Here is a 13956-nt window from a genome sequence, read left to right on the forward strand (position 1 = left end):
TACTATTTTTTTTCATCAGCTTTCTCATTCACTTTCATAACAATCAGCTGCTTTTCGCTGTCGAAGTCCACCATAACCGTGTCGCCCTCTTTCATGCCAGTACGGATAATCAGTTCCGCCATTTCATCCTCAATATATTTCTGGATGGCTCGTTTAAGCGGGCGGGCACCGAACTGCACATCGTAACCCTTGTTGGCAATAAACTCTTTTGCCGGTTCGGTAAGAGTTACCTTGAAACCAAGGTCGCCAATTCGCTTGTATAGTCCCTTTAGTTCTAGGTCTATGATCTTGTATATTGAATCCTTGCTCAGCTGATCGAACATTACAATGTCGTCTACCCTGTTCAGAAATTCCGGAGCGAAAGCTTTATTCAGAGCCTTCATTATGATGTTGCGTGAATATTCTGTATCACTCACATCATCGTCAGTCTTGAAACCGATACCTCGTCCAAAATCCTTTAGTTGTCGTGTACCTATGTTTGATGTCATTATAAGGATTGAATTTTTGAAATCAATTTTCCTGCCAAGGCTGTCGGTTACATGACCTTCATCCAGGATCTGCAGAAGTATATTAAACACGTCGGGATGGGCTTTTTCGATCTCATCTAACAGTACTACGGAGTAGGGGCGGCGGCGCACTTTCTCTGTAAGTTGTCCACCCTCTTCGTAACCAACGTATCCGGGAGGTGCTCCCACAAGTCGCGACACGTTGAATTTTTCCATATATTCGCTCATATCTATTCGGATAAGATTCTCGGGAGAGTCGAACAGGAACTCAGCCAGTTTCTTGGCAAGGTGTGTTTTTCCCACACCTGTTGGGCCGAGGAACATAAACGTGCCGATAGGCTTGTTCGGATCTTTCAGTCCCACACGGTTTCGCTGTATAGCTTTCACAATTTTGTCCACCGCCTCATCCTGCCCAATCACCTTACTTTTAAGTTCATCACGCATCTCCAGCAGCCGCTGTCCTTCAGCCTTTGCTATACGCTGAACCGGTACTCCCGAGATCATTGCTACAACTTCGGCAATTTTATCTTCGTTCACGATCTCCGGTTTCTCTTTTATTTCTTTCTGCCAGCGCTCTTCTTCCGCTTCAAGCGCAAGAAGTAACTGGCGCTGCTTGTCACGGTAGCTTGCCGCCAGCTCATACTTTTGTGCTTTTACGGCATCTGTTTTATGTTGTTCCACCTCTTTCAACTCTTCCTCCAGATGCTCAATAGTTTCCGGAATCACGATGTTGGAGATATGTACCCTTGCTCCAGCCTCATCCAGTGCGTCTATGGCCTTGTCGGGGAATGTGCGGTCAGAAACATAACGGTCTGTGAGTTTTACACATGCCTGTAATGCTTCATCGGTATAACGCACATTGTGGTGATCTTCGTAACGCTCTTTGATGTTACGAAGTATCAACAGTGTTTCCTCCGGTGTGGTAGGATCCACTATCACTTTCTGGAAACGCCGTTCCAATGCCCCGTCTTTCTCTATGTTTTTTCTATATTCATCCAAAGTGGTAGCACCTATACACTGAATCTCACCCCTTGCCAGTGCAGGCTTAAGCATATTGGCGGCATCTAACGATCCTGCAGCGCCTCCGGCACCAACAATAGTATGAACCTCATCAATAAAGAGTATAATATTCGGGTTTTTGGACAGTTCGTTCAAAATAGCTTTGATACGTTCTTCAAACTGTCCGCGGTACTTGGTGCCTGCAACTATGGATGCCATATCGAGTGCTATCACCCTCTTGTCGAACAGAGCCCGTGAAACTTTTTTCTGTGTAATACGGAGTGCCAGTCCATCTACAATGGCCGATTTCCCTACTCCCGGATCACCGATAAGCACCGGGTTATTCTTCTTACGACGACTTAGTATCTGTGCAATTCGTTCAATCTCTTTTTCGCGGCCCACAACTGGATCAAGGCGATTTTCAAGTGCTGCCCTCGTAATGTCGGTTCCGAAATTATCCAGCACGGGGGTGTCTGATACCGCGCCCTTCGACTGCGAGGAAGAACTGTGTGAACCACCCGGGTTGAATGACGACTTGTCGCTCATATCATCATCATCGTCATCAGTAAAGTTTGCACCTGCAGATGGCAGGTTTAAATCATCAGCCTCCTCAGTCCTGTTTTCAAGAATACTTTTTATGTAAAGGAATGCACTTGAGTAATCCAGTTGAAATTGCGTTAGGATATCATAAATCAGCGTACTCTTTTCTTTGAGAAGAGCAAGCAGGATATGTTCGGAATCAGTTACATCGCTTTTTGTAAGACGTGCTTCCAAAATGCTTATTTTCAATGCTTTTTCGGTATTCTTGTTAATTACCAACTCATTTGATCCCTCATAAGGCTCCTGGATGGAACGGATGTGTGAATCAATATAATCCTTCAATACGTGCAGGTCGATGTCGAAATCCTGAAGTACCTGAATAGCCATCCCCTCGCCATCACGCAGGATGCCAAGCATGAGATGTTCAGGCCCAATATAGTTGTTTTGGAGCCGGCCTGCTTCTTCACGGCTGTAAGCCATGATGTTTCGGACTCGTTGAGAAAAGTTGTTGTCCATTATTTATTTCTATTAAGTTTAGACATTTGCATTCTACTGAACATTAAAGTAAACTTGATTTTATCTTCTTCCTTTTAACTTACCAAAATAAAAACAAGATTGTTTATTGGATTTTGGTTTGTCATCAGTTGTTTTTTGTTCGTTTTGTTTAACGCAAATGTTCCTTTCTTTAGCTGTGTTTAATCTACAAATATAAATTTTTATTTTCAATAATTCATGATGAAATGCTTTTCTTCAATAAAATTTATACTTATTGACTGCAGTTGTAACTATTAATGCAAAAACAGTGCCAATGTGGTTCAATTCGATCACACACTAATTATACACTTCTCAACCTTTTTTGTTTAATGAAATGGTGATTATATTTATCTGTCGCCTACTAAAAGTCTCATTAGTTGCACCCTGATTATGAAAGATCAAGATATCAAGTGTGTTAATAATAATTTCAGATGTTCTGGGTTTTGGAACCGACTCATTTAATCAATATTTTGGTAATTATTCTTTAAATGCCTGACAATCAGCGAAAAAGAGCCACTGGGTTTTGGATAGGTCTATTTTGTTTGTAATTAATGGATTGCATGGCATTTCGATACTATTTTACCGGACTGCTGATTTTATGAGCGATAATTTTTTAATGTTGGCTAATGGCTATATGTGAAAAAATCAGATGGCATTACAATCTTTTTCTTTTCAATACTATCCAAACAATCATGGGCGCTCCAAAAATAGCAGTGACAGCGTTTACAGGCAATGTCCTGTTTGCAATTGGAATTTGTGAAACTATGTCGCACATCAGCATCAGGATGCTCCCCAGGAGAATGGTTGCGGGAAGTATAGTCCTATGATTTACTGTACCAAAAAAAGCGCGTGCAAAATGAGGTATTACAACACCTACAAAAGCGATCGGGCCTGTGAATGCCGTTACAGATCCGGTAATAATTGCAGAAAGGGAGATAATAATAATTCGTGTTTTCCTTACATCCAATCCGCTGCTGGCAGAGTAGTTCTCGCCTAACAGCATGCTGTTCAAAGCCTTCTGAAGGAAAAAAGCTACAGCGATGCCTGGTAGAGACAGCATAAGCATTAAAGGGATTTTTTCCCATGTAACCCCTCCAATGCTGCCAAATGTCCAGGTCACAAATAGTTTTAGAGAATCTGGGTCGGCGAAACTCTGCAATATTGTTACTATGGCGCTGGCAACGTATCCGAAAATCATACCTAAAACGAGTATGGTTATTGAGTCCTTTATTCGTGCAGATACAACAAGTATAAGCACCAGAACCGTAGCAGCACCTGAAATGGCAGCTATTATTTGTGCCATACTGCCCATCGCTGCGATGAATGGATACACAGCTGTACCGCTGAACATTGTAAGTATGGCAACACCCAGCCCTGCACCTGCGCTTACTCCTAGCACATCGGGGCCTGCAAGCGGGTTTCGAAAGAGTGTTTGCATCAGTAAGCCAGCAAGGGAGAGTGATGAACCTGCAATTATGGCAGTGATAGCTTTCGGTAGACGATAATTGCGGATGATTTCATCAATGATGTTATCACCCGAAGAACTAAAAAGTGCATACCATGCCTCTTTGACCGTGATGGATGCATTGCCGGTAAAAATATCGGCAACAAAAGCAGCGATAAGCAGGATACCCAGCAATAGAAATATGACAGATCTATTTTTCACGTGCCGGTATTTCCTCCAAAGGTTTAATGTATGTGAATCTATACCCTAACAGTTGCTCCGGGTATGCAGCCTTAATCAGATCGGAGAGAACCAGGTCGGGGTTAGCAACAGCGCTCTCAAAATAATCGTTTCCTCCGGAAGGTGTTACCCGGTTACGGTTGTTATACACATGTCTTTTTTTTACCGATTCCAATAACAGATATTTGGCATCTTTTTCTACCAGTTCCCCGTAGGTCCCGGCATCGCATCCGAACCAGAATTCAGCATTCCCGAACTGAGTCAATATCGACTCAATGTCTAGTCCGATGCTTCCCGTCGCGGAGTTGTTTTTATAGCGGTAATCTAGTTGCGCATCACGGAAAAGAGATGCATTGAAACTTTGCCCCCCGGGAATATACCAAGTTCCCTGAAAGTTGTCGCCAGGCAATACTGTATATTGTTTCGACACACTCTTTACTTTCTCCTTAATGGCAAGATAACGTTTTTCCATATCGTTGAAAATGCTATCACCCAAAACCTCTTTATCGAAAAAAGCAGCTATCAGCTTGATCCACTCCGCGCGGGCAAGCGGCGACTTTTCCATCCACTCAAGTGAGCTGATGACTGGAAATCCCGCCCTGATAAGTTGTTCACTGTATCTGTCTACCTGTGCATAAGCTGAATTGATGACGGCCTGGGGCCTCAAAGCCATTGTTTTCTCAATGTTCGGTTTAAAAGGATCACCCAGATCTATAATCTCTCCCGACTCAATTTTCTGCAAAATGGCAGAATTATATATCCTGAAACCGTCAGTCACACCTTTAATAGAGTGTTGTTCATTGAGAAGATAGAGAAACTCGAAGTATGAGAATGAGTTCATAACAAGTGAGCTTATCGGTATTTTCAGTTTAATTCCTTCATCACCAGCATCCATGCCAGTCGAATCCTCCTTATAAAGATAATATACTGCATAAGGTTTATTATCTTTTGTCCAGGGGTTATTGATTGTCACTTTAGTAAATTCATTGAAGTGTTCAATCCTGAAACCCTCAGCATAATTAATAGCAACAGATGAGTTGGGGATCAGCTCCTCCGCACTCTTGTCGCGGTCCTGCCGTGGATGGCATCCCCATGGCAGTGAAAAAAAAGAGAGGATGAGTATTGTGAATATATGATTATATTTATTCTGTATTATTTTTATTTTCATTCTTATCATCCTTATTATCTTTATTATCCTTGCCATCCTTTTTCTTTTTCTTTTTCTTTTTGATTTTGATGGAGTCGTAAGCCGGAAAATTTGCATTACTTGATTTATAGCGCGTTGTAACGCGTGGTTCGGCTTTTGATCCGGGTACGTATTCATGACGGAACATGTTGAAAAAGAGGATGAAGAGAGATAGTAAAAGCGGTCCGAATATTACACCCCAGAATCCGAATAAAGGAATACCTATAAGCACACCGAACACTGTGATTAACGGATGTATATCGGCCAGCTTCTTTTGCAGCAGAAAGCGAGCTACGTTGTCTACTCCGCCTATTATAAAAAAACCGTATATTAGCAAAGCCACACCGTTCACATAATCGGCATTCAGCAACAGGCTTATACCCAGTGGGACCCACACTATCATTGTACCCACAAGAGGGAGGATGGTTGAAAAAGCAGTAAGGATGGCATACAACAGAGCATTTTCTACTCCAAAAAAGAGATATCCCAAATAGGCAAAAACACCTTGAATAATTGCCATAAGTGGAATTCCAATGGCATTAGCCTGAATAATAAGCAGCGTCTCTTCACCTAAAATCTGCTTATTCTCTTCCTTGAATGGCAGTATTTCCCTGATTGCTGTTTCGAACTCATCATTGTTGAAAAGCATGTAATATAAAACGAAAAGAATAACAACAACGTTGATGACAAATAAATAAATGCTGCTTCCAAGTATTTGCAAAAGATTGCTACCTGCCTTTGGCAGGGCGGCCAGATTTTCAGGTGTGAAAAGTTCGAATCCTATTTTCTCCTCAACCGAATTAATAAAATCGTTTATCTGTTGCATAATAGCTTCCGGATCAATCGATATACCCGAAAAGGTGTCGATTACCAAAAAAGCCATCCCGGTAAGGGGTATTAGAAAAAGGATAAGCACCTCCATAACAATAAGAAACGCACTTAACGACTTTTTGAATTTGAGCTTTTGCGTGAGATATCTCTGTTGCCCGTTAACCATCACATACAGAGCTGCAGCTCCCAAAAAACCACTCATGTAAGGGCGTGTGTATTTGAAGATGATCAGTCCCAACAGGATTAAAAAACCAATCAGAATATACTTATACTGTGATTTTTTTCTCTCTCTCTGTTTATCTATCTCAAACCGTTCTTCTATCATGTGAGCATTTTGGGAAATATACTGTTTTCAAAAGGTTACAGGAAGTCTTCAGGTTTCGAAAAACCTCCTTCTATAAGAGCCTCTTTGGCTTTTTCATAATCTGACATTTTTACCTGCATCTCAATATTCCCAAATGAATAAGCCAACCTGCTGGAAACCAGATTCTTCATATATGTCTCAATTCCCCTCATCTCCATAAATGTCTGTACGATGGTCACATCAGCAGGGAATGTGAATATTTTAACAGTTACAAAACTTTCTTCCATAGTTGTATGTTGTATATTGTATATTGGATGTTTATTTAATTCCACATCGTAAAATTACGCTTTTTTTCAGATAAAACCGTGTTTCTTCATTTATTTGAATGAAATTTAATTATTATGAAATATAACTACCATATTTATTATAATGTATAAAACAGCTTTAATTACAGGTGCAACCTCCGGTATAGGAGAAGCTACTGCTATCAAGTTTGCAGAAAACGGAGTTAATGTTATCATTACAGGCCGTCGCAACGACAGGCTTATTCAGTTAAAAAACAAACTTGAGCAGTTAAATGTTCGTGTTCTTATCAGATGTTTTGATGTGCGGGATGAAGCCGCTGTAAAAGAGTCCCTCGGAAATCTGCCCGAAGAGTGGAGGAAGATAGATATTCTGGTGAATAATGCCGGGCTTGCTGCCGGCCTCTCTGCTCTGCAGGATGGAGATATTAATGATTGGAACCGAATGATCGATACCAACGTGAAGGGATTGCTTTATGTAACCCGAACAGTTGCGCCGGGAATGGTGGATAGGAAGACCGGCCACATAATCAATATAGGATCTATTGCAGGTAAAGAGGTATATCATAACGGTAATGTCTATTGTGCAACCAAGCACGCAGTTGACGCTCTCACAAAGGGGATGCGAATTGATATGCTGCCTTATTGTGTCAAAGTGACACAAATTTGTCCCGGAGCGGTTGAGACCGAGTTCTCAATCATACGGTTTCACGGTGATAAATCTCTGGCAGATAAGGTATATGAAGGATATGAAAATCTTGTAGCTGCCGATATAGCCGATTGTATATGGTTCGTGGTATCCCGGCCTCCGCACGTGAATATTAACGATATGGTTGTTATGCCTACAGCACAAGCATCGGCATCTGTTTTCCATAAAAAGTGAACTTTTTTGTTTAGTTAAATTATACGAAGACATGCTTGACCTTGATTATGCTGACTCAAAAAAAAGTATAGCCTTGCTCATTTGCACTTTGGCATTGCTCTGAAACTTCCGATTTAATTGAATAATATGAAAATAATCAAAATTTATCAAACCTCAATCCTTTTGTTAATGATTTCAACCTTGTTGCAGGCACAGGAAAAACTTACCTATCAAACTCCTCCCGTAGAGATGCTAAAGCTGGTGGATATCGAGAGAGCCCCAATTGTAGATATTGATAGTAAAGGTGAACAAATGTTGTTCTATTACCGTAACACATTTAAGACGCTTAATGATCTTAGTCAGCCTGAGTTGCGTCTTGCAGGATTACGTATCAATCCTGAAACCAACATATCAAGTAACATTACATATTACAACAATATCTGTTACAAAAAAATAATGGATGACAAGATTCAGCAAATTACTGGACTGCCTGAAGAACCACGTATTGCTTATGTCTCTTTTTCACCAGATGAGTCAAAAATAGCTTTTACCCATACATCAAACAGCGGCGTAGAGCTATGGATTGCCGATTTGAAAACACTTCAAGCACGAAAGTTGACTGATGCCTTATTAAATGCCAATGTTGGATTCCCATACAGGTGGATTCCAAATGGCAACGGTTTATTGGCATTCATGCTACCTGAGAATCGGACAGAGCTTAAGGATCAGAAAGTTACCCTTCCAGAAGGGCCGGTTGTGTCGGTTAGCGACGGGCAGGTATCACAAAACCGCACTTACCAGGATCTTCTGAAGAACCCCGTTGATGAAGCCAACTTCGAAATATTGATGACCTCAGAGTTATACACTGTTAATTTAAACGGAGTAAAAACATTATGGAAAGAGGCCGGAATGTATATTGATGAAACATACTCTCCCGATGGTAAATATATGATATTAACCACAATATCGAAACCTTTCTCTTACGCTGTGCCTTTTTACAGTTTCCCAAATACTACTGATATTTATACTTCCGATGGCAAATTTATTATGAATTTCAGCAGACAGCCGTTGCTCGATAAACTTCCTGTTGGCTTTATGGCAACCTTCGAAGGGAAACGAAATATCAGGTGGCGTGCTGACAAACCGGCAACACTAGCCTGGACAGAGGCTTTGGATAAAGGTGATCCGACTGTTGAGGCAGAGTACCGCGATGAACTGTTTCAGCTAAATGCACCCTTTACGGGTGAACCCTGCTCCCTGATTAAAACCATTAACCGCTTTTCCGGGATCACATGGGGTAATGATAACTTTGCAGTTGTTTATGACAGATGGTGGAATACAAGGAATAATAAAGCATATCTTATTAATCCTTCCGAGAGTAATTTGTCACCGAAAATTTTGTCTGACAGAAATTATCAGGATTTGTATAATGATCCCGGAATCATTCAAACAGAAAAAAACGAATATGGAAGGTATGTGATGCGTATTGACGATAGTTCCACTGTTTATCTTTTCGGTGACGGATATACGGCAGAAGGGCAGTTCCCTTTTATTGACGCACTCGATCTGAAGACACTAAAAAAGAAACGTATATATCAATGGGCCGGCACAAATCAGGCAGAAGAGCTGATTTCTTTTATAGACAGCAAGGCGGGTACACTTATCACCCGTATAGAATCACCCACCGAGTTTCCCAACTATTACATACGTAACCTTAGAAAGAGGATTGCCAATATTCCTCTTACATCATTCGGGAATCCTTTTAAAAGTATTGAAGGTGTACACAAAGAGGTGATAAGTTATGAGAGGGAAGATGGGGTTAAGCTATCGGGAACGTTGTACCTTCCCGAAGGTTATGATATGGAAAAAAAGGAGAAGCTTCCGATGATAATGTGGGCTTATCCTGCAGAATATAAGGATAAGAACAGTGCGGGACAGAGCAACGCCAATCCCAACAGTTTCACCTACCTTTCATATGGAAATCCAATCTATTGGGTTACTCGCGGTTATGCCATACTTGATGATGCCTCATTTCCCATTGTGGGAGAGGGTGGCGAGCAGCCTAATGATACATTTACAGAGCAGTTGGTAGCAAACGCCAAAGCGGCAATTGATGCGGTGGATGCACTGGGGTATATTGACCGTAAACGTGTGGCTGTAGGCGGACATTCTTACGGCGCTTTTATGACCGCTAACCTGCTCACCCATTCCGATCTGTTTGCCGCAGGTATTGCAAGGAGCGGGGCATATAACCGTTCGCTTACACCTTTCGGCTTTCAGAGTGAAGAACGTAACTACTGGGAAGCGACCGATGTGTATGATGCAATGTCGCCCTTTATGCATGCCGATAAGATGAAGACACCAATGTTGCTTATTCACGGAGAGGCAGATAATAACTCAGGGACGCATACAATGCAAAGTGAACGCTATTTTCAGGCATTAAAGAGTTTTGGTGCTCCTGTACGGTTGGTGATTTTACCACTCGAAAGCCACGGTTACGTTGCCAGGGAAAACGTACTTCACCTGCTTTGGGAGCAGGATCAGTGGCTGGAGAAACATGTGAAGAACCGCAGCGGTAAATAAACTCTCTTTGTGATCTGCGGTGATACTATTTTAAAATTTCAAATTCTATTCTGTCACCTGTAAGTATATTGTTGCGATTGCAAAAACCGGCGTTCACCTCTACCACATAGAGCGCAGGTGCGACTGAAGCGTAATTCCACTCTTTTAAAGGTGTGGTGTTGGGGTGGATGGTTATGATATTTTTGTTGCTATCAACGAAAATGATATCAAGAGGAATATAGGTGTTTTTCATCCAGAAACCCTGAATCTGCTCACTGTCGTGAATGAAAAGCATACCTGCATCTTCAGGCATTGAATTGCGATACATAAGTCCACGGGCACGTTTTTGTTCATCATCGGCCAACTCTATATCAATTATAGCAAGGGTGTCAGAAGTTGACTGGCTTATAAAAAGCAGTTCCCCTTGTTTGGTAAAAGGGATATCTAATGCCTCGGTTTGTTGAAATATTACATTTTTGTTATCGACCGGTTTCAATATAAAATAGAGTGCCAAACCTAAAGTAACAATCAATAATGCAATTAAATACATTCTCCGGTTGCCTTTTTTAATTTGTGATGAGCTCTTCATTTCAATGTTTTAGATGTTATATGTTTTTTATTGACTTTATTATCTTCTTATATTAAACATTTTAAGCTAGTTTTATGTTTACTCTGCAATATTTTAAAGTGAATGACACTTGATGATATTTATGTAGACTGAAATTTTGTCAGTCTATTTGCAGGTTTTTTTGCAGGTTTAATGAAACCATTATGAATCAAAGATTAGTTTCAGCTAAAATCACTCTTAATCAATGAAATAATTAATGCAAAAGTGCGACGATAAAGATATTCTCCGATATGTCAGAAGCCATTATTTTATGGATAATATTCATTGCTTAAAGGAATAGTACCATTATATCCGCATACAAAAATAATATTTTAAATAATTGAATATGAAACATATAATATTTCAGTTGATACACATAATTAATTGCAGGTTTAAATATCAAAGGTTATATACAGCTATAAGAATAAAACTAAATGATCGTATAAAATATTATAAAAACAAATTTGGCACAGAATTCGCTGTTTAGATTATGTCAAGTTTCAGATTATGTCAATTTTCAGATTATGTCGAATGTAGGATTTTGTTCAGTTTCGGATTTTGTCGCAGTTATGACAGAATTCGTATTAAGTCGAAGTTTTGTAATAGTCGAAGTTTTGTAATAGTCGAAGTTTTGTAATAGTCGAAGTTTTGTCAATTAGATAATAGCAATTAGATAACAACAATAATTTTATTAACATCAATTTTAGTAGTATGAACATTAAACCATTGGCAGACAGAGTGCTGGTAAAACCGGCAGCTGCAGAAGAAAAAACAGTTAGCGGAATTATAATCCCCGATACAGCAAAAGAAAAACCACTGAAAGGTGAAGTAATTGCCGTAGGTAAAGGTACAAAAGATGAAGAGATGGTAGTAAAAGAAGGTGATAAAGTACTTTATGGTAAATATGCAGGGACTGAAATTGAGATCAATGGAGTGCAACATCTGATCATGCGTCAGTCTGACATTTTAGCAATTCTTTCGTAAAGTATTAGATACACAAAAAACAATCAATTAAACAAAATAGAAATGGCAAAAGAAATCAAATTTAACATGGATGCCCGTGACCTTTTGAAAAAGGGCGTGGATGAATTGGCAGATGCCGTTAAAGTAACATTAGGGCCAAAAGGACGTAATGTAATTATTGACAAAAAATATGGTGCCCCCCAAATAACCAAAGACGGTGTTACGGTAGCAAAAGAGATAGAATTAGACGACCCATTCAGGAATATGGGAGCGCAACTGGTAAAGGAAGTGGCTTCAAAGACCAATGACGATGCCGGTGACGGAACAACAACAGCTACAGTTTTGGCACAATCAATCATAGGTGTTGGGCTGAAAAACGTTACTGCCGGTGCCAACCCGATGGATCTGAAACGCGGTATCGACAAAGCGGTATCAACAATAGTTGAAAGCCTGAAAAATCAAGCCATCGAGGTAGGAGATGACCTGAAAAAAATTGAAAACGTTGCCAAAATTTCAGCTAATGGCGATGAAACAATCGGTAAACTTATTGCCGAAGCCATGCAAAAAGTAAGCAAAGAGGGCGTGATTACCGTTGAAGAGTCCAAAGGAACCGATACATATGTTGACGTTGTGGAAGGAATGCAGTTCGATCGCGGATACATCTCTCCATATTTTGTGACAGATACTGAAGCTATGGAAGTGGATTTTGAAAATCCTCTCATCCTTATACATGATAAAAAAATCTCCGCTATCAAAGATCTTCTTCCCATACTTGAGAAGGGTATACAGACTGGAAAACCTTTGCTTATCATAGCAGAAGATATTGACTCCGAAGCGCTTACGACGCTTGTGGTAAACCGTCTCCGCGGATCGTTAAAGATTGCTGCAGTTAAAGCGCCAGGCTTTGGAGACCGCAGAAAAGAGATGCTTGAAGATATTGCAATCCTTACCGGTGGAGTAGTGGTGTCGGAAGAAAAGGGGCTTACTCTTGAGAATGCTACACTCGACATGCTGGGAAGCGCCGAAAAGGTAACTATAGATAAAGACACAACTACTATAGTTAACGGCGAAGGTGACAAAGAGGCTATCGAGAGCCGTATAGGACAGATCCGTACCCAGATCGATAAGACTACATCTGATTACGATCGCGAAAAACTGCAGGAACGTCTTGCCAAGCTGGCCGGCGGTGTGGCAGTATTATACGTTGGTGCACCTTCAGAAGTGGAGATGAAAGAGAAGAAAGACCGTGTTGAGGATGCATTGTCTGCAACCCGTGCTGCGGTAGAAGAGGGAACCGTTCCCGGAGGTGGTGTGGCTTATATTCGTGCAATTGACGCAATTGATGGCCTTAAGGGCGAAAACGAAGATGAGACTACAGGTATTGAAATTGTGAAACGCGCAGTTGAGGAACCACTTCGTCAAATTGTTGCCAACGCTGGAAAAGAAGGTGCTGTAGTGGTACAAAAAGTTCGTGACGGTAAAGGCGATTATGGTTATAACGCTCGTAGCGACAAGTACGAGAATCTTTACGAGACAGGTGTGATTGACCCGGCTAAAGTGGCCCGTGTTGCATTGGAAAATGCTGCCTCTATTGCAGGTATGTTCCTCACAACCGAATGTGTAATTACCGATAAGAAGGAAGAAAATCCTGCACCGCAAATGCCTATGGGTGGAGGAGGAATGGGCGGTATGATGTAATCTGATTACAGATTAGATAACAAATGAAGCGTGTGACTTGAAATGAAAAATTGAAAGTTACACGCTTTTTCTTTTGTTAAATATGAAATATATTTCTTATTTACTTTCGTTTTGTTATTTTTTGCGCTTTTTTAATAAAATAGTGATTTAAGGTAGTAATTGCCAGTTTAATCGTTTGTATTGATTATAGACGAAATGTAACAGAAATGTAACATAAATTAGATTAATTTATGCTACATTTGTTCTGAATAAAATTGGACCATTTTTTTGCATGTACATATAGCAAATGAATTTGCTTTCTTTCAACGGCATAATGCAAACAAGCTTTTTCTATACACAATTTTTAATATAATATTTCATTTAATGTCTAATTTAAAC

General features: G+C 40.4%; 10 protein-coding genes. 4 read left to right on the forward strand and 6 right to left on the reverse strand.

Translation table 11 applies throughout. From position 1 onward, the window contains the following. Positions 1-2: 2 nt before the first annotated feature. The 5 genes from KDN43_RS09215 to KDN43_RS09235 all read right to left on the reverse strand — a co-directional run bounded on the left by KDN43_RS09215 (position 3) and on the right by KDN43_RS09235 (position 6871). Positions 3-2561: an ATP-dependent Clp protease ATP-binding subunit gene (locus KDN43_RS09215; protein ID WP_238841679.1), complete on the reverse strand. Its 2559-nt coding sequence runs from the start codon at positions 2559-2561 to the stop codon at positions 3-5. Positions 2562-3234: 673 nt separating this feature from the next. Next, positions 3235-4245, reverse strand: a complete 1011-nt coding sequence (locus KDN43_RS09220; protein WP_238841680.1) for a FecCD family ABC transporter permease — start codon at positions 4243-4245, stop codon at positions 3235-3237. Beyond that, positions 4235-5431, reverse strand: a complete 1197-nt coding sequence (locus tag KDN43_RS09225) for an ABC transporter substrate-binding protein (RefSeq protein ID WP_238841681.1) — start codon at positions 5429-5431, stop codon at positions 4235-4237. The genes KDN43_RS09220 and KDN43_RS09225 overlap by 11 nt, the downstream gene beginning before the upstream one ends. After that, positions 5406-6605, reverse strand: coding sequence for an AI-2E family transporter (locus tag KDN43_RS09230; protein WP_238841682.1), 1200 nt, complete (start codon positions 6603-6605; stop codon positions 5406-5408). Before KDN43_RS09230 ends, KDN43_RS09225 begins: the two co-directional genes overlap by 26 nt. A 35-nt stretch (positions 6606-6640) precedes the next feature. Then, positions 6641-6871: a DUF2007 domain-containing protein gene (locus KDN43_RS09235; RefSeq protein ID WP_238841683.1), complete on the reverse strand. Its 231-nt coding sequence runs from the start codon at positions 6869-6871 to the stop codon at positions 6641-6643. Positions 6872-7013: 142 nt separating this feature from the next. Here KDN43_RS09235 and KDN43_RS09240 point away from each other — a divergent pair, with 142 nt between their 5' ends. Beyond that, positions 7014-7769: an SDR family oxidoreductase gene (locus KDN43_RS09240; protein ID WP_238841684.1), complete on the forward strand. Its 756-nt coding sequence runs from the start codon at positions 7014-7016 to the stop codon at positions 7767-7769. Positions 7770-7895: 126 nt separating this feature from the next. Continuing rightward, positions 7896-10331, forward strand: a complete 2436-nt coding sequence (locus KDN43_RS09245; RefSeq protein WP_238841685.1) for a S9 family peptidase — start codon at positions 7896-7898, stop codon at positions 10329-10331. 25 nt (positions 10332-10356) lie between these two features. On the opposite strand, the gene KDN43_RS09250 is transcribed toward KDN43_RS09245, so the two are convergent. After that, positions 10357-10899, reverse strand: a complete 543-nt coding sequence (locus KDN43_RS09250; protein ID WP_238841686.1) for a DUF192 domain-containing protein — start codon at positions 10897-10899, stop codon at positions 10357-10359. 729 nt (positions 10900-11628) lie between these two features. On the opposite strand from KDN43_RS09250, the gene KDN43_RS09255 reads away from it, so the two are divergent. Further along, positions 11629-11901, forward strand: a complete 273-nt coding sequence (locus KDN43_RS09255) for a co-chaperone GroES (protein ID WP_238841687.1) — start codon at positions 11629-11631, stop codon at positions 11899-11901. Between the two features lie 42 nt (positions 11902-11943). Next, a complete protein-coding gene (gene groL, locus KDN43_RS09260; protein WP_238841688.1) occupies positions 11944-13578 on the forward strand; it encodes a chaperonin GroEL in 1635 nt (544 codons plus the stop codon). Positions 13579-13956: the final 378 nt, after the last annotated feature.

It is taken from the genome of Proteiniphilum propionicum (genome assembly GCF_022267555.1).
Classification (GTDB): domain Bacteria; phylum Bacteroidota; class Bacteroidia; order Bacteroidales; family Dysgonomonadaceae; genus Proteiniphilum; species Proteiniphilum propionicum.

Coding starts and splice junctions, on each gene's coding strand:
- groL (WP_238841688.1), top strand. CDS start 11,944: ATGGCAAAAGAAATCAAATTTAACATGGATGCCCGTGACCTTTTGAAA.
- KDN43_RS09235 (WP_238841683.1), bottom strand. CDS start 6,871: ATGGAAGAAAGTTTTGTAACTGTTAAAATATTCACATTCCCTGCTGAT.
- KDN43_RS09240 (WP_238841684.1), top strand. CDS start 7,014: ATGTATAAAACAGCTTTAATTACAGGTGCAACCTCCGGTATAGGAGAA.
- KDN43_RS09250 (WP_238841686.1), bottom strand. CDS start 10,899: ATGAAGAGCTCATCACAAATTAAAAAAGGCAACCGGAGAATGTATTTA.
- KDN43_RS09255 (WP_238841687.1), top strand. CDS start 11,629: ATGAACATTAAACCATTGGCAGACAGAGTGCTGGTAAAACCGGCAGCT.
- KDN43_RS09230 (WP_238841682.1), bottom strand. CDS start 6,605: ATGATAGAAGAACGGTTTGAGATAGATAAACAGAGAGAGAGAAAAAAA.
- KDN43_RS09225 (WP_238841681.1), bottom strand. CDS start 5,431: ATGAAAATAAAAATAATACAGAATAAATATAATCATATATTCACAATA.
- KDN43_RS09245 (WP_238841685.1), top strand. CDS start 7,896: ATGAAAATAATCAAAATTTATCAAACCTCAATCCTTTTGTTAATGATT.
- KDN43_RS09215 (WP_238841679.1), bottom strand. CDS start 2,561: ATGGACAACAACTTTTCTCAACGAGTCCGAAACATCATGGCTTACAGC.